At 64.3% G+C, this 16,049-nt stretch carries 15 protein-coding genes and 1 pseudogene; 6 read left to right on the forward strand and 10 right to left on the reverse strand.

Annotated features, from left to right (window positions below):
• The 5 genes from QN357_RS11615 to QN357_RS19585 form a co-directional block, all read right to left on the reverse strand.
• Positions 1 to 300, reverse strand: a 300-nt coding sequence (locus QN357_RS11615; protein WP_323504916.1) for a prolipoprotein diacylglyceryl transferase family protein, incomplete at its 3' end; no start/stop codon positions are given.
• 80 nt (positions 301 to 380) lie between these two features.
• Entirely contained in the window at positions 381 to 1,718 is a 1,338-nt protein-coding gene (locus QN357_RS11620; RefSeq protein WP_322140687.1) for a peptidoglycan DD-metalloendopeptidase family protein, read from the reverse strand.
• The gene (locus QN357_RS11625; protein ID WP_166788284.1) at positions 1,711 to 2,238 is read right to left on the reverse strand and encodes a M23 family metallopeptidase; all 528 of its coding nucleotides are present in this window, start codon (positions 2,236 to 2,238) and stop codon (positions 1,711 to 1,713) included. Before QN357_RS11625 ends, QN357_RS11620 begins: the two co-directional genes overlap by 8 nt.
• Positions 2,239 to 2,789: 551 nt before the next feature.
• Positions 2,790 to 3,254 (reverse strand): hypothetical protein, encoded by a 465-nt coding sequence (locus tag QN357_RS11630; RefSeq protein ID WP_322136276.1) that lies wholly within the window; start codon positions 3,252 to 3,254, stop codon positions 2,790 to 2,792.
• Between the two features lie 207 nt (positions 3,255 to 3,461).
• The gene (locus QN357_RS19585; RefSeq protein WP_369125151.1) at positions 3,462 to 3,944 is read right to left on the reverse strand and encodes a DUF4395 family protein; all 483 of its coding nucleotides are present in this window, start codon (positions 3,942 to 3,944) and stop codon (positions 3,462 to 3,464) included.
• Between the two features lie 466 nt (positions 3,945 to 4,410).
• Here QN357_RS19585 and QN357_RS11635 point away from each other — a divergent pair, with 466 nt between their 5' ends.
• From QN357_RS11635 to QN357_RS11645, 3 genes are all read left to right on the forward strand, one after another.
• A complete protein-coding gene (locus QN357_RS11635; protein WP_134558771.1) occupies positions 4,411 to 4,740 on the forward strand; it encodes a metal-sensitive transcriptional regulator in 330 nt (109 codons plus the stop codon).
• A 94-nt stretch (positions 4,741 to 4,834) separates the two neighbouring features.
• On the forward strand, positions 4,835 to 5,155 hold the full coding sequence (locus tag QN357_RS11640) for a heavy-metal-associated domain-containing protein (protein WP_134558772.1): 321 nt from the start codon (positions 4,835 to 4,837) through the stop codon (positions 5,153 to 5,155).
• Positions 5,155 to 7,464 carry a heavy metal translocating P-type ATPase gene (locus QN357_RS11645; RefSeq protein ID WP_322189581.1) on the forward strand — a complete coding sequence of 770 codons (2,310 nt, stop codon included), beginning with the start codon at positions 5,155 to 5,157 and terminating at the stop codon, positions 7,462 to 7,464. Before QN357_RS11640 ends, QN357_RS11645 begins: the two co-directional genes overlap by 1 nt.
• Positions 7,465 to 7,497: 33 nt before the next feature.
• On the opposite strand, the gene QN357_RS11650 is transcribed toward QN357_RS11645, so the two are convergent.
• From QN357_RS11650 to QN357_RS11660, 3 genes are all read right to left on the reverse strand, one after another.
• A complete protein-coding gene (locus tag QN357_RS11650; RefSeq protein ID WP_323504918.1) occupies positions 7,498 to 8,529 on the reverse strand; it encodes a LacI family DNA-binding transcriptional regulator in 1,032 nt (343 codons plus the stop codon).
• Positions 8,530 to 8,609: 80 nt separating this feature from the next.
• Positions 8,610 to 9,986 (reverse strand): HAMP domain-containing sensor histidine kinase, encoded by a 1,377-nt coding sequence (locus tag QN357_RS11655; RefSeq protein ID WP_322189582.1) that lies wholly within the window; start codon positions 9,984 to 9,986, stop codon positions 8,610 to 8,612.
• The gene (locus QN357_RS11660; RefSeq protein ID WP_322189583.1) at positions 9,983 to 10,672 is read right to left on the reverse strand and encodes a response regulator transcription factor; all 690 of its coding nucleotides are present in this window, start codon (positions 10,670 to 10,672) and stop codon (positions 9,983 to 9,985) included. The genes QN357_RS11655 and QN357_RS11660 overlap by 4 nt, the downstream gene beginning before the upstream one ends.
• A gap of 140 nt (positions 10,673 to 10,812) precedes the next feature.
• Here QN357_RS11660 and QN357_RS11665 point away from each other — a divergent pair, with 140 nt between their 5' ends.
• Positions 10,813 to 11,412, forward strand: coding sequence for a sulfocyanin-like copper-binding protein (locus tag QN357_RS11665; protein WP_322136273.1), 600 nt, complete (start codon positions 10,813 to 10,815; stop codon positions 11,410 to 11,412).
• 69 nt (positions 11,413 to 11,481) lie between these two features.
• Positions 11,482 to 11,778: an SHOCT domain-containing protein gene (locus tag QN357_RS11670; protein ID WP_322136272.1), complete on the forward strand. Its 297-nt coding sequence runs from the start codon at positions 11,482 to 11,484 to the stop codon at positions 11,776 to 11,778.
• Positions 11,779 to 11,850: 72 nt separating this feature from the next.
• On the opposite strand, the pseudogene QN357_RS19590 reads toward QN357_RS11670, so the two are convergent.
• Positions 11,851 to 12,105 (reverse strand): annotated as a pseudogene (locus tag QN357_RS19590) (transposase); the annotation flags it as partial.
• Positions 12,106 to 13,101: 996 nt separating this feature from the next.
• Here QN357_RS19590 and QN357_RS11680 point away from each other — a divergent pair.
• Positions 13,102 to 15,612: a cell wall-binding repeat-containing protein gene (locus QN357_RS11680; protein ID WP_322140690.1), complete on the forward strand. Its 2,511-nt coding sequence runs from the start codon at positions 13,102 to 13,104 to the stop codon at positions 15,610 to 15,612.
• Between the two features lie 233 nt (positions 15,613 to 15,845).
• Here the strand turns inward: QN357_RS11680 and QN357_RS11685 are convergent, their stop codons facing one another.
• Positions 15,846 to 15,998: an ATP-binding protein gene (locus tag QN357_RS11685; protein ID WP_416347617.1), complete on the reverse strand. Its 153-nt coding sequence runs from the start codon at positions 15,996 to 15,998 to the stop codon at positions 15,846 to 15,848.
• Positions 15,999 to 16,049 lie beyond the last annotated feature (51 nt).

Consider the following 16,049-nt stretch of genomic DNA (forward strand, 5'->3'; position numbering starts at 1 on the left):
GGCCAGGCCCCCCTCCCACACGTAGAGAGCTTTCCAGAGGTCGGCGCCGGGAAAGAAATAGTCTCCCGGATGAGTCACGACATGGTACAGACGGCCGCCCACGATGCCGAGGGGCACCGTCCACAGCGCGATATCCAGCACGAGGCCGGGCTCGCCTCCGCGTCGGGTGAGGCGCCGGGACGTCAGCCACACCGCGGCCGCGATCCCGGCGAGGATGAACAGGGCATAGAAGTGGATCCGGAGCGGACCAATGCTGAAGAAACTGATGTCGGGGCTGGGGATGCTGGCGAAGAGAATCATGGACTCGTTCGGCTTTCTCGGGGTGGTGATGGTGCGCGGGGAACATTCGAAACAGATAGGTGCGGGAGGCTCGGGAAGTGTTAGCCCAGGGTCACGCCTCGCGCGCTCATGAAGGGTTGCGGATCAATGCGTGCGCCATCGACGCGAACTTCGAAATGGAGATGGCAGCCACTTGACGCGCCGGTCGTGCCCACGTCAGAGATCACTTCGCCGGCGCCGACGCTCTGGCCGACGCTGACGTGGAGAACGCTGTTGTGGGCGTAGCCGGTTTGAACGCCGTTGCCGTGATCGATCAGGATCCAATTGCCGTAGGAACCGAGGTACCCGGCGTACACGACGGTCCCGCCCGTCGCCGCACGCACAGATCGGCCACACGCTGCTGCCAGGTCGGTTCCGTAGTGAAAGGGGCCAACCCCGGCCACCGGCTTATTCGGTCGGGGTCCAAAGGGGTCGCTGATCCAACCGGAGACGGGAAGAGCCCAGCCCTGAGCGCTCAGCTGCCCCGAATCGCGCCCGCTGCCGGTCCCACTGCCATGTGCTTTCGCGTTCGCAGCGGCGCTAGCGGCTGCCGCCTCGGCTGCTGCCGCTGCCGCCGCTGCCGCAGCCGCAGCCCGGGCTTGTTCGCCCTTGGTGAAGTCCGCTTCGGTCGCCTGACGGTTTTCTTGTAAAACCACGAGTTGAGCCGCCATCGTGGTCGCATTGTCTTGCTGTTCAGCAAGTTTCGCCTGCAGTGCGGCGTCGGCCGCCGTGGCTTCTACCAGGGCCGTCTGGGCCTTTTCGGAGAGGCTAGCGAGAATGCTCTTGGCCACGGTGGCCTGGTCGGTCAAGGCTTGCGCGGAATTCCTCTCGCTGGCCGCCTTCTTGTAGATCCCGTCGGTTTGCTCGGTGAGTTTGCCCATCCGGGCCAATTCTGACAACAACTCGTCCGCTTTCCCACTATTGAGGAGGAGCGTCAGGCTCAGGTCGGCGCCACCGGAACGGGACAAGGACGATGCCAGCCGCCCCGCCTGTTTTTTGGAGGCGTCGGCGCGCTGAGTGGCGTCGTCGGCCTGTCCCTGGAGCTGGCCGGCACGGTAGTTCGCCTGGTCGAACGCTCCCTGGGCAGCCTCGAACTCGCTGCTGCGCTGGGCCTGAAGTAATTTCGCGGTCTCTACTTGCGTGTTCAACGCCGAGATAAGATCCGTGAGCTGAGTGATCTGGGCTTGCTTGGCGGTTTCACTATTTCGGGCGTTCTGGACGTCTCCCCACGATGGGTACTCGGTTGCTTGGGCTGGCGCCGGAATGCCCGTGAAGGCAATAAGGACCAGTGCCGTCAGGACCGCGACCCATGTCGGGCGGCCCGGCTTGGAAGAGCGACTCTGAGCCGCGGGTTCACGAGAAGCCAGGCGACCACCTCGACGTGCGGCCGAGTCAACCAAGAGTGACTCCTCGCGCGCTCATGAACGGCACCGGGTCGATCTGGGTGCCATCGACGTGGGTTTCGAAGTGGAGGTGGCAGCCGCTGGACGCACCGGTAGTGCCCACTAGGGAGATGGTTTCGCCCGCGGTGACGTTTTGTCCGACACTGACGAGCATTTTGCTGTTGTGGGCGTATCCGGTTTGGACGCCGTTTCCGTGGTCGATGACAATCCAATTCCCGTAGCTGCCATTCGAAGCAGCGAACACGACGGTGCCACCGGTGGCGGCGACGACCGGGGTGCCGCACGAGGCGGCCAGGTCGGTTCCCTCGTGGAAAAGCCCGACGCCTTCGACGGGTCGATCCAGTCGCGGTCCGAAAGGGTCGCTGATGAATCCGGCCACGGGGAGCGCCCACGCCTGACCGAGGAGCTGGCCGGTATCGCGGCCGCCAAGCGACCGCACCGAGAGCCCGGCGCTCGACGATTTCTTAGGGACGACTTTGGGTATGACTTGAACCGAGTAACCGTCGCGCGTGATCACGCCGGCTGCGACAGTGCTGCTGACTTCCGAGTACTGAACACCCTGCCGTGCAGCACTGGGAACAAAGGGCACCGTGGTCGACGCCTCCGTTGAGACCGCCACCGCCGGCAGAGACGTCGTGACCGCAAGAAGGGTAACAGCGAGGAGCGCTGACCAGGCTACGACTCGGTGTCGAAGGGACGGGTGCGGGCGCCTGGGAGCCGTGGATTGTCTCGGCGGTGCAGCCCGGCGCGGACGCTCCGACTCGCGACGAGCGCGGCGGGTACCCGGCTCAGCCGGCGCACCGAAGGCGGTTGGACGGCCCGAGTCGTGAACTCGAGCACGATGGGTGTGGGAGCGCGGGGACGCTGAGGAATGCATAAGACGTGTCCGAAATCTCGCCGAAGGCGGGGAGCATGTGAAGACCAACGATGTGGGGTCCGCTCAGGGTTCGAGGGACCGGACCCGTGACAGTGACGGGTCAATCGGGACGTGATCCGGGTGTACGCACACAGCAGTGCGGATCGTCGCCGAAGGCGAACGGAGACCAATATCCCCGCCAATGACCGTGATCAGATACGGCTAATCGACAAAAGTGTCAGTGAGGGAAAGTACACATGATTGCGGATCTCGGCGACGACGCGGACAAGGCCACCGCCACCGTCCTTGAGCGTCTGAAAGAGAGCAGGGCGCCGAAGAAGGAGGACGATGGCGACCACCGTGATCAGCACGATGCACCCTGCCGCCATCAGAGCGCACCCCACTGCGCAGTCCGTGCCGCAGGTATTGAGCGCCGACAGCGGGCCGACCCGATCCTCCGACGTCGCTAAGACGTTGTCCGCAACGGCCGGGGTCTCGCCATTCTGCGCCGAGAATTGAGTGACTCCGGCGACCGCTCCCTGAACACCGTCATGGGCGTCGAGCATCGAATGCAAGGCGAGCAGGCTAACCAGCACGCCAACGAGGGCCAGCGAAACGGCGAGGGCACGACTCAGAGCGCGTGGTCGGGAACCGGAAGTACCGGAGCGTCGAGACATGCGCGACTCTCCTCTCCCGTGTCCGCGTCGCCGGCGAAAAGCCAGCACATACCCCCCTAGCGTACGCGGAGAACTCGCAGCCAGCTGGCAACTTCCTGAGCCGGGCGGCAGCCGCAGGAGAATTCAGGCTGATAGGTGTTGGTGGTGGTGGCTGTCCGGGGAGTGTTCAAGCTGTGGATAATGGCCTTGTGAACGCGTTCCCGCCGGTTACCTTGTCGCTGCGTGGGGGAAAAGAAGTCTGTAGAACCACGATCCGAGGCACCAATGAGTGGTGGTGAGTATCGTGCCTCCCAGAGCGACCGCTCCTCCCAGGACGAATCCCAACGCTGACACTCCGTAGTAGAAGGACAAGGCTGAACCGGCAATGAGCACGGTGGACAGGAGGTAGGAAAACTGCCGGGGACGCGGCGTGGGGGGAAGCGGGGGCGCGCGAAACATGTGGCGTACGCCCAAGTTGTAAACCAAATCGAGAATCATGCCACGAGGGAATAACGCCCCGGTGAGGGGAACGATTGCCCCCACTCCAAGAAAGATAGGCGACTGTAGAGCCAATCCGACAAGGATTAGGACGGTGCCTACTGCCGGAGTGAATCGTAGGGGCCCTGCGTAACAGGACTTGGCGTCATCATCGAGACCTCCAAATCCCTGTTTATTCAGGTTGGTCTTCGTGAATTCTCTCAAGGCCGCCATTTCAATTCCTTAGTGTTGGACATAGACAGTCCCATGCGGTTATGGACAGTGAACACTTGCGCCGCTTTGAAGGTCTGCCGTGTCGCTAGGCTAGTGCCGCTCGGTCACAGGATCATGCAAAGGGTTCGGGCCCAGACTGGAAAGCCCCCGGTCATCGGATCTCCTGCGGCAGGCCGACAAGCCGCATCCTGAGCCTGAGATCGAAAATCAGCGATGCGTCGTATGGTGTGGCGCGCAGGCAGGTGCGCGGGTTTGTCTCCAAAGTCGCATGCTCACGGCCCGTGCGCGCAGTGCACTCGCAAGCCATCCCTGACCGCGGCGATCGCCAGGTGTGAGGCGGCATCAGCGATCTTCTGGGCTGTGTCCACGGTCGTCATGCCCGACGCTCTGAGACCCGTATTGGGGATCCAACGTCCTGTACCATAGGGGGGTATGAACGATCGTGCGAAGGAAGGGTAAACCAGCCATGACAAACGTGAGCGCAACACCTGCGGGTGCGGAGCTCCATAGCGGACCGCACGGCTACATCTCCAACAAGGACGACTATCTGAAGCGGCTGCGTCGAATCGAGGGCCAAGCCCGCGGGCTCCAAGGCATGGTCACTGACGAGAAATACTGCATCGACATCCTCACCCAAGTGTCTGCGATGACCAGCGCGCTGCAGTCAGTGGCTCTCGGACTCCTCAACGACCACCTCAACCATTGTGTGCTCGACGCCGCGGTGCGCGGTGGAGACGAGGCAGAGGCCAAAATCAAGGAAGCCTACGACGCCATCGCCCGCCTAGTGCGTTCGTAATCGTCGCGCGTACCGGACCCGGTGGCATTTTGGTACCCCCAAGGGGTATAGTGGGAATATACCCCGTTGGGGTAACCGAAAGGACGTATCACTCATGAGCGAAACCACAGTAAACGACCTGGGCCTGACCGACGCCTCCTGCGCCTGCGGGACACACACTCAGTCCAGGGCCAATCAGGCCGCCGCTCCGGCCGACGGGGCGACGAACACCTTTCGGGTGCTGGGAATGACGTGCTCACACTGTGTGGCCAGCGTGACGAAGGAAATCGGCAAGTTGGCTCGCCCTGAGGATGTGAACGTTGACCTCGTCCCCGGCGGAGTCTCCCTCGTCACTGTTACCGGCGCCCCGCTCGATCGCACGGCTGTCGCCGCGGCCATCGACGAGGCCGGCTACGAGTTGGTCGCTGAGTCCTGATGAGCGGCGTCCGGATGGGCGGCGAACACGTCGACCTTCTTGTTGGCGGGATGACGTGCACCTCGTGTGCTGCGCGCATTGAGAAGAAGCTCAACCGCATGCCCGGGGTCGAGGCCACGGTGAACTATGCGACCGAGAAGGCCAGCGTCTTTGTGCCGGAGGGCACGACTGTCGCTCAGGCGATCGCCGTGATCGAAGAAACCGGATACACGGCCGAGCGTCCGAAACCGCCGGAGGCAGTTGCCGACGAGGCCCCGAGCCAGCAAGACCGAGACGTCGCCAGTCTCCGCCAACGACTGATCGTTTCCGCGATTCTGGCAGCGCCGGTCGTCGCGATGTCGGCAATTCCGCCGCTGCAGTTCATCAACTGGCAATGGCTCGCCCTGACTCTGGCTGCACCCGTCGCCGTCTGGGGTGCCTGGCCGTTCCACCGGGCCGCCTGGACGAACTTTCGGCACGGTGCGGCCACTATGGACACGCTCATCAGCATCGGTGTGTTGGCCGCCCTAGGCTGGTCGCTCTTCGCGCTTTTCTTCGGTACGGCGGGCATGCCCGGTATGACCATGGCATTCAGCTTCACGGCCAGAGCTGATGGTGGCGCGAGCGAGATCTACCTCGAGGTCGCATCCGCGGTCACCGTCTTCATCCTTGCTGGACGCTACTTCGAAGCACGCGCCAAAAAACGATCCGGCGCGGCACTACGTGCGCTGCTCGAGCTGGGAAGCAAGGAAACCGCACTCCTCCGCGACGGCGTCGAAACCATCGTGCCGACCTCCTCGCTCGTCGTCGGTGACCTGTTCGTGGTGCGCCCGGGCGAGAAGATTTCAACGGATGGTGTCGTGGTCGAGGGCGTGTCGGCGATCGACGCGAGCATGCTCACCGGCGAAGCGGTTCCGGTCGAAGTCGGTCCGGGCGCCGTCGTTGTCGGGGCGACTCTCAACTCGGGCGGCAGGCTCGTCGTCCGGGCTACCCGGATCGGCGCCGACACCGAGCTCGCCCAACTCGGGCGCCTCGTCGAGCAGGCCCAGACCGGCAAAGCGGATGTCCAACGTCTGGCGGATCGGGTATCCGCAGTGTTTGTGCCCATCGTGATCGCCCTCGCCCTGGGCACCCTCGTGGTCTGGCTGAGCCTGGGCGCCGGACCGGTCGTCGCCTTCACCGCCGCCGTCGCGACCCTGATCATCGCCTGCCCGTGCGCGCTCGGGCTGGCCACCCCGACGGCCCTGCTCGTCGGCACCGGCCGTGGCGCGCAGCTCGGCATCCTGATCAAAGGCCCGCAGGTCCTGGAGTCCACCCGGCGCGTCGACACGATCGTGCTCGACAAGACGGGCACCGTGACCACCGGGCAAATGACCCTCGTCGCGGTCGTACCCATCGGCGCCCTCAGTGAAGTTGAGCTTCTCGGCTTCGCGGCCGCCGCAGAAGCGGGCTCCGAACACCCGGTCGCCCGCGCCATCGTTTCCGGCGCGCGTGACCGGATCGCCGTACTTCCCACGGCGGAATCGTTCCAATCCGCAGACGGCCTCGGTGTGCAAGCTGTCGTCGACGGCCGGATTGTCTTGGTCGGCCGCCCGCAGTGGCTGACCGACCACGCCGCCATCGCTTTCCCGCCCGAACTGGCTAACGCTCTGGCCGCCTGTGAGAATCAAGGTCAGACGAGTGTCGCCGTGGCCTGGGACGGGGTGGCCCGCGGCATCCTCGCCGTTGCAGACACCGTCAAGGACACGAGCGCCGCCGCGATCACCGAGTTCCGCCGCCTGGGCCTGACCCCGGTGCTCCTGACCGGGGACAACGCGACCGTCGCCCGCAGCGTCGGCACCCTGGTTGGCATCGACGACGTGCGCGCCGGGGTTCTCCCCGCTGAGAAGGCCGAGGTCATCCGTGCGCTCCAGGCGCAGGGCCGGGTCGTTGCCATGGTCGGCGACGGCGTGAACGACGCCGTCGCGCTCGCCACCGCCGACCTCGGCATCGCCATGGGCACCGGCACCGACGTCGCGATCGAGGCGAGCGACCTCACCCTCATCCGCAGCGACCTCGTCGCGGCAGCGGATGCCATCCGGCTGTCCCGGCGCACGCTCGCCACGATCAAGGCGAACCTGTTCTGGGCCTTCGCCTACAACGTGGCCGCGATCCCGCTCGCCATGCTCGGCCTGCTCAACCCCCTGATCGCCGGCGCCGCAATGGCGCTGTCCTCGATCTTCGTGGTCAGCAACAGCCTCCGGCTCCGCGGATTCCGCGGGCTTGACGTGGCCATTGACCCCTCTCGCTCCACGAGTACGGCAGCGGAGCGGTCGACTACCCACGCCTGATGGCCAGCGCAGCATCAGAGTGATCGCGTGATATCAGACCGGTGCGGCACCGCTCGACTTGGCGGGTGGTGCCGCACTCTCACGGATGACAAGAGCCGGACCGTCCGAGGCAAACCCTCGCCCGAGGGAACCCGCTATCAACCCCTCAAGTACCAAGAAAGCGCGATTGCCCACTCCGGCGAAGTCTTGTTTCACTGTCGTCAGCGCGGGACACCACAACGCCGAAAGCGGATGGTCGCCGAAACCAACGACACTGACCTCAGCAGGGACAGATCTTCCGCCTTCGGCGAGACCGCGCATGACTTCCATGGCGAGAACGTCACTGCCACAGAAGACCGCTGTGACGTGAGGCGAGCGGGCCAATTGGCGTCCAATGGCGCATCCCGAGTTCGGTTCTTCACTGGAATGAATGACCTCCGGAATCGCGGCCCCCGCTGCACGAAGGGCACGGCGCCAGCCCACGATCCGTTCGTCCTCATTCGGCGAGGCGCGAACGCCGACACAGTGCACCGTCGTATGACCGAGCCCCAGGAGGTAGGCCACGAGTTCCTCCGCTGCTCCAGAGTCATGCAGTGGAACGTGCGGTACGACTGTTTCGGGCGATCCTGCCGAAGCGACCGTGAAGATTCCTTCTGGGATTCGGTGGAGCGTGGCAACCCCTGCCGCATCGGAGGTGAGCACGATCACACCAGCAATTGCCTGGTCAAGGACGAGCGACAGAGACTGATCGATGCTGTCGTCGTCGGCATCGCCGACCGCGGTGAGGCTCATGAGGTAACCCGCTTCTCGGGCACTCTCCTCGATGCCTCGGATGATCTCCGCTTGTTCGAAGGCCAACGTGGTTCCGGCCAGTACCGCAACAATGCTGGCACGGCGGCTTGCCAAGGAACGGGCTGCTGAGTTCGGCCGGAACCCGAGTTCGTTAACCGCGGCGCGAACCCGCGTCAGCCTGTCGTCACTGACGCGTGCGGACCCATTGAGAACACGAGACACGGTCGCGATGGAAACGCCGGCCAGTCGAGCTACGTCATCGACTGTTGGATTGCTTACGTTGTTCTGGGACATTAGGCCCCACTTTAGGTCACACAAATTCAAGAACGCGCGCCAGCTCACTCAGGGAACCGTGTTAACAGAGACGTCGGTGGTTATCGGGCCCCGATTCCGGGAGCCCGTGTTCCCGGCAGCCGAATGGTGATTCCCGTTCCCGTTCCCGGCGCGGACGTCGCATCGACGGTGCCACCGTGCCCGATGACGAGTTCGCGGACCAGGGCGAGGCCGATACCCGAGCCGGACACGTGTGCCGCCTCCCGGCCCCGCCAGAGCCGGTCGAAGATGTGCGGGAGCTCGTCGGCGGCGATGCCGGGGCCGGTATCGCCGACAGCCAGTACCGCCCGGCCGTCGTCGACCGTCACGGTCACGGTCACGTAATCGCCCGGCCGGCAGTAGCGGGCGGTGTTGGCAAGCAGGTTGCCGACGGCCTGGTGCATCCGGTCGGCGTCTGCGCGCACCCAGGCCGGCCCGACCGGCTCCGCGATGATGGTGAGACCGGCAGCCCGCAGCCGCGGCTCCCACTCGGACAGGGCGGCGCGGGCGACCTGGGCGAGGTCGACGGCGGCGAGGTGCAGTGACAGTCCTGCCGTCTCGACCGCCGACAGTTCGGCCAGGTCCGCGACGATGCGTCCGAGCCGCAGCGACTGGTCATGCAGCCCCGCGAGGCTTTCGGGTGTCGGCTCCACGAGGCCGTCACGCAGTTCCTCCAGGCCGGCCTGAAGGGCCGCGAGCGGGGTGCGCAACTCATGGGCCACGTCCGCGGTGAGAGTGCGCCGATCACGATCGGAGCGGACGACCGCGTCGGCCATGCCGTTGAACGCGGAGGCCAGCTCGCCGAGCTCACCCGGAGCCGGCTCGGTGGCCCGAGCCTGCCGGTCTCCGGTCGTGAACGACCGGGCGGCATCCGTCATGGCCCGGATCGGGCGGACGAGCAGCCGGGTGACGAACCAGCTCGCGCCGAGCGCGATCACGAGGGCGACGACGGCGGCGACGGCGATCCAGGACCAGGTGACGTCGAACACGGTTGTCCCGGCCATCATGCCGAACGTCATCCGAACCGTGCCAACCTGGGCGCCGTCGACCATGACCGGTGCCGAGGCCACGGTCTGGCCCATAGCCGACCCCATTCCCATGCCCTGCCCGTCGGCGTTGCCGCCCATCATTCCATCTCTCGACTGGACAGGCGTACCCGTCATGTCCACCACAGTGAGCCCGGCGGATGCGGCGTCACCGATTGCGAGGGTGCGGCCCAGTTCCGCTGTCGCCCAGTCTCCGGCCGATCGATAAGCATCGGCGGCTGCTGCGGCCGCGGAGTCCGCGATCTGCTGTCGGTCGGCCTGCTGCGTGACCTGCACGCCTCGATCCACGCCGACCAGGGCGGCGACGCTGAGCACGAGCACCGACGACACGGCCACGAGTGCGAATGCGAGCAGGAGCCGGCGTCCCAGCGAGCCGAGGCCCAGGATCCTCATGACGGCTCGTCCTGACGGAGCGCAAGACGATAACCGACGCCGAGGACCGTCTCGATGATGTCGGCGCCGCCCGGCCCGAGCTTGTGGCGCAGATTCTTGATGTGGGAGTCGATGGTGCGCTCATACCCGGCGTATTCGTAGCCGCGCACCCGATTCACCAGCTCATACCGCGAGTAGACCCGCCCAGGAGCGGTCGATACCGCCGCGAGGAGTCCCCATTCGGTCGGAGTCAGGTCGAGCGCGGCGCCGTCGAGCCACGCCTGGTGGGCACTGTCATCGATTCGCAACCGTCGGCCGCCGTAGCTTGTCGGCCCCGTTGTGGTCGTCGAACCGCCATACCGATGTAACACGGCCTGCACGCGCAGCACGACTTCGTGGGGGCTGAACGGCTTCGTCACATAGTCGTCTGCACCGAGTTCCAGCCCCTGGATGCGGTCCTCCGTCGTGCTGCGCGCCGTGAGGACGATCACCGGGACGGTTCCGAGAGTGTGGATTTCCCGGAGGATGTCGGTTCCGTCGATATCGGGAAGACCCAGATCGAGGAGCACCAGCTCGCACGCGGACAGGAGGCGCAGTGCCTCCACACCAGACGTTGCCGTGAGCACCGCGAAGCCGGCTCGTTCAAGGTAGCGGCGAAGGATGTCGCGGATGTCACGCTCGTCCTCGACGACCAGCACGGTGGGCATACCTCACCCTAACGCGCGTCCTTTGGGCGAAGACTCCGTCGCCGCAAACCTCCACACCATCTCCACACGCACGCCAGTCGAACTGCACAGCGGACGCGCAGAGTGGGGAACATCAACCCACTCGATGGAGGAGAAACATCATGAGCAGGAGCATACTCACCGCTACCGCGATCGCTGGCGCGGCCGCGACGATCATCGGTCTCACCGGGCTGTCCGTCGGTGCCGTCAGCGCCATGAGCGGCAGGGGGCCGGATTTTGGTGCGGCGGCCGGATCGTCCTGCGCAACGCCACAGCTTGCTGGCACCGTCGTGAACGTGTCGCTGCGGAACATGGGGGGTTCCATGATGGGCGGCGACAACGGGATGATGGGTGGCAACACCGGGAACGGAATGATGCACCGCGGTGCCATGAATCTCAGCCTCGACCGGTCGAGCGTCAGTTCGGGAACCGTATCCTTCCTCGCCACCAATGACGGCAGCATCAGCCACGAGCTCGTCATACTTCCGCTCGTGGATTCGCACGTCGCGGGTAGCCGGTCGATCTCCGGCGAGCACAAAATCGACGAAACCGCCAGCCTTGGCGAGGCCTCCGCCACGTGCAAGGCCGGTGAAGGTACCGGTATCGCCCCAGGCAGCGCCGGCTGGGTGACCCTCGACCTCCCACCGGGACGGTACGAAGTCATCTGCAACCTGCCAGGCCACTATGCCGCCGGGATGTACCAAGAACTCACCGTCACCTGAAAGTGACGGGCTCAGCGGAAGCCGCGGAGACTCTCAATCAATCAAAACCGAACAAACGAAGGAGACAAAATGATGTGGGGCAACGGAATTAACATGGCGTGGGGTTGGCCGTTTGGGCTACTGGTCATCGTAGGCATCGTGCTGCTCGTTATTTGGGCGGTTCGCTCCGGTGGTGGCTCGGCGCAGCGCAACGGTCAGCAGGCGGCGTCGATGCCCGATGTGGGAGCCGCGCAGCCGAGCAAAGCCCGTTTGATTCTGGACGAGCGCTTCGCTGCTGGCGACCTGCGTGCGGAACAGTATCGGGAACAGCTGAAGGTGCTCGGTATTCCAACTCCCGGCGTCGACGAGGGCAACCGAGAGAATTAGATCAAGATCTCCTGTTCAGGAGGGCGCCCTTATGTTTTCATCGAGCGACGAGCTAGCGGCCGGCGTGAGCTATTAAGTGCCGACGCGGAGTATGGCGTAAAGGACGTCATAGCGACGTCGGGCGAGGGAGACGAGGGCGTGGTTGTGTTATTGCCTTGGGCGACCTTGCGATGGTCGTAGGTCCGTCAGACCGGATCTCGATGCGCGGTGAGCGCAGAGAAAAACAAGGCCCATTTGAGGATCCTCTTTTCGACGGGATGGGTGATAGCCATGGATGGATGTACCGGAGAGCCGGGTTACTGGGGCGAGTCCGGCGTAGGCGGCGAGTTGGATGGACCGCAAGCGTATGGCAGGGCCAGCCGTTTACGCGACGATGGCCCCATCCCGGGCGTCGGTCTTCGCTTCAGCAGTGTGGAGGTCCGCGATCCGGCATATGGTGAAGCCCGCCCGAACCCACGAGCACTTTGTCGGCCTGCGCGACACCGATCGGCAACGCGCCGATCGTGGCTGGTCGGTCCATGGTGAACAGGATCTGGCCGTGTCTCTTCTGCCGCCCGACCGGGTCCCGCAGCTTGGCTTCCTCGTTGGGCACGGCCTTGGCGAAAAGGTGCCTGCCAGCCCGGTTGAGGGCGACCGCACTGTCATGAGTGCTCCCATCCCTGGCTTCGCTAGCCTGGAACCGCGGCATCAGGTCTTGGCATCCAAATGGCGAACGGTCTGGGACGAGTCCCGACCCAGCCCCTCTCAGCGATCACTTGATGCCAGTCAGGCCCGGTTACAACGCCCGCACAGGTCACGCCGATTGAGGCTGCGAAGAAGACTACGAAGAAAGTAACGGGGCATAAGTGCCATTTACGGATGCCGCTTTCGAAGCTCAAATTGAATTCGCGCCCATTTGACCGTTCGATTTTGTCTTCGCGCTCTCCGTCCAGAGCCGCACCGACACGTAGAGATTTCTGCGCAACTCGGGTTCGCCCTTCGCTCTGTTTGCCGAGGATCGGCAACGCTTCACCTTAGACACGATTGGCTCGTTCCGGAATTGCCCGTTCAACTCGCTTCGAGCACCCCTACACGCCATTAAACGAGCGCGCCAGTAGAGGATCGTTCGGTTAACCACATGCGTGTGCGTGATACCAGCGCGAAACCCGCAGAGTCCCGACGAGCCATTGCTCTGGCACCTGTTCGAAACTAAGACTGAGGCACCGGGCACCTTTCTGCGTCTCACCTCACGTCAACTCCCGGGATAGCGCGTCACCGTCGACCAGCTGCCGAACACCATTGAGGAGCACAGACATCATGTATGAACTTTCAAGTCGCCGCCGAATGCTGCTGCGCAACATGGCTGTACTCACCGGGGTCGGGCTGGCTCTATCGCTCGGGATGGCGCCCGCGCAGGCCGCGATCACAGATCCTCCCACGGTCGTGAGTTTCACTTTTGATGATGGCAACGCAGACCAGATGGCCGCGCTGCCGATTTTCGACTCCGCCGGCATGAAGGGCACATTCTTCATCGCTACCGGTTGGATCGGCGCCCAAGATTACATGACCCAGGCTGACCTGGCCACTCTCAAGGCCGGAGGCCACGAGATCGGGGGACACACCGTCAGCCATCCCGACCTAACGCTCGTCCCAGCGGATGAGGTCACGAAACAGATCTGTCAGGGCAGGAATACCCTCGCCGGCTGGGGCTACCCCACCACGGACTTTGCCTACCCGTACGCGAGTCTGAACCCGGCCGTCTCCGCTGCTGTGCAAGCCTGCGGCTTCAATAGCGCCCGCAACCTCGGTGACACGTTCACGCGGTTTGGCGGTACTGCCGGTCTCTTCGCTGAGACGATACCGCCGCTGAATGCCTTCGAGACTCGTGCCCCCGACGAGATCGACTCAACGTGGACGCTCGCGGACCTGCAGAAGACTGTGACCGATGCGGAGACGGCGGGCGGTGGCTGGGTTCAGCTGACTCTGCACCACGTCTGCACCGGGGCATGTGACCCGCTGAATCTGACGATCACCCCGACGCTGCTCCAGCAATTCGTTGACTGGCTCAAACTCCGCGCCGCCACGAACAACACGACCGTCAAGACGGTCGCGCAGGTCATCGGCGGGGCTGTCAAGCCCCTCGTCACCTCGACCAACACTTTCCGCGCCGCTCCCGGCCCAGGCGAGAACGCTGTGCTCAACCCAAGCCTCGAGACGCCCGGAGCCGTTGGACAGACGCCGCAGTGCTGGCAGCCGGGTGGATTCGGTATCAGCACGAGGACGTTCAGTACCGTGACCGCCGCACACACAGGAACCGCCGCTGAACAACTGGTCGTGACAGGTCTGGTCACGGGAGACGCGAAGCTCGCACTCACGCAGGACCTCGGCACCTGTGCGCCGACGGCCACTCCCGGTCATACCTACTCGCTTCGGGCGTGGTACACCTCGACGGCCAACACGCAGTTCGATGTTTACTACCGAAATGCCGTCGGTGGCTGGATCTATTGGACGTCTGGTCCTCAGTACTTGCCCTCGACGACATATACCCAGGTGGCTTGGGACACGCCCCCGGTCCCGGCAGGATCCACCGGGCTCAGCTTCGGGCTCAACCTTATCTCGAATGGCACTCTGGTCACCGATGACTACGCCCTGTACGACACCGTTGGCGCACCGGCGACCGCCGTGACGTCTGCAATCCCCACCATTTCCGGAGTGCCTGGGGTCGGTCTGGTTCTCACGGCCCTTCCTGGCGTTTGGGCTCCGGCTACCGTCACCTTCGCATACCAGTGGTTCGTGGCTGGCGTTGCTGTCGCTGGAGCCACGACGGCAACGTACACGCCGGTACTGGGGGATGTCGGCAAGGCGGTGACCGTAACGATCACGGGCTCGCAGACGGGCCTGCCCTCGGTGGCAGCATCGAGCCCTGCGACTACCCCGGTTGCCCCGGCTGCCGCGGCCACCGTCGCACGGTTGTGGGGTCCTGACGCTTACGGAACCTCGGCGGCCGTGTCCGCGGGTTCATTTGCCGCGGGGGTTCCCGTGGCGTACGTAGCAACCGGAGAAACCTACCAGGACGCGCTGTCTGGTGCGCCTGCGGCGGGGGTGAACAAAGGGCCTGTCCTTCTCGTTCAACAGAACGGGATCCCGGGCGTGATCGCCGCGGAGCTGGCGCGACTCCGACCGGCTCGCATCGTCGTGCTCGGCGGAAACCTTGCCGTCTCGGACGGAGTGTTCGCGACCCTTTCAGGGCTTGCGCCGACGACCAGATTGTGGGGTCCTGACGCCTACGGCACGTCAGCCGCGGTATCGGCAGGTACGTTCGCCCCCGGCGTGCCGGTCGCCTACATCGCCACTGGGGACACCTACCAGGATGCCCTGTCGGGCGCGCCCGCGGCTGGCATAAACAAGGGGCCGGTCCTGCTGGTTCAACCGAACGGAATTCCAGGCGTGATCGCAACTGAGCTGGCCCGGCTTCGTCCCGCACGGATAATCATCTTGGGTGGAAACCTGGCCATTTCAGACGGTGTTGCGGCGGCGCTGGCAGGAATCGCACCGACGACCAGACTTTGGGGACCTGATGCGTACGGAACGTCAGCGGCCGTATCGGCCGGAACCTTTGCAACCGGGGTTCCGGTGGTGTACCTCGCAACTGGGGCCACCTACCAGGATGCTCTTTCGGGCGGGTCTGCAGCGGTCGTGAATGGCGGTCCAGTGCTCCTCGTCCAGCCGAACGGTATTCCCGCAGTGATCGGCGCCGAGCTAACGCGGTTGAAGCCAACGAAGATCGTGATCCTCGGTGGGAATCTGGCGATTTCCGATTCCGTCATGGCGCAGGCGCTATCGCTCGCAAAATAGGACGACCATTGTCGAGCAGCTGAAGAGCAACATTTTTGATGCCCAGGCGGTATCACCGTCTGGGCATTCCTCGAAGAAAATGATTTCGACATCTGTTGGGAGAGGGGTTGCGAACGTGGGAAGTGTGACTTCATACACGACTGCGTCGGGAAAGAAATATCGCGTTTGTTGACGCCGACCCAAAACAGGGCCAATAGTGCCGTTTGAAAACAGGACCACTATGTGTGTTTCTACTATGCCGTATCGGCGGCGGGCTGGTGGCTTTTGAGCCGGTAGCTGTTGCCTTTGAGGCTGAGGACGTCGGCGTGGTGGACGATGCGGTCGATCATCGCGGACGCGACGGTGGGGTCGCCGAAGACCTCGCCCCAGCGAACTGAGGTTCCCATACGTTCGTTCCGACTCTGAGTGCCGCATCCCCTGTGGGGAGTAGGTCGAGC

This window comes from Cryobacterium sp. RTC2.1, assembly GCF_035018685.1.
GTDB classification, from domain to species: domain Bacteria; phylum Actinomycetota; class Actinomycetes; order Actinomycetales; family Microbacteriaceae; genus Cryobacterium; species Cryobacterium glucosi.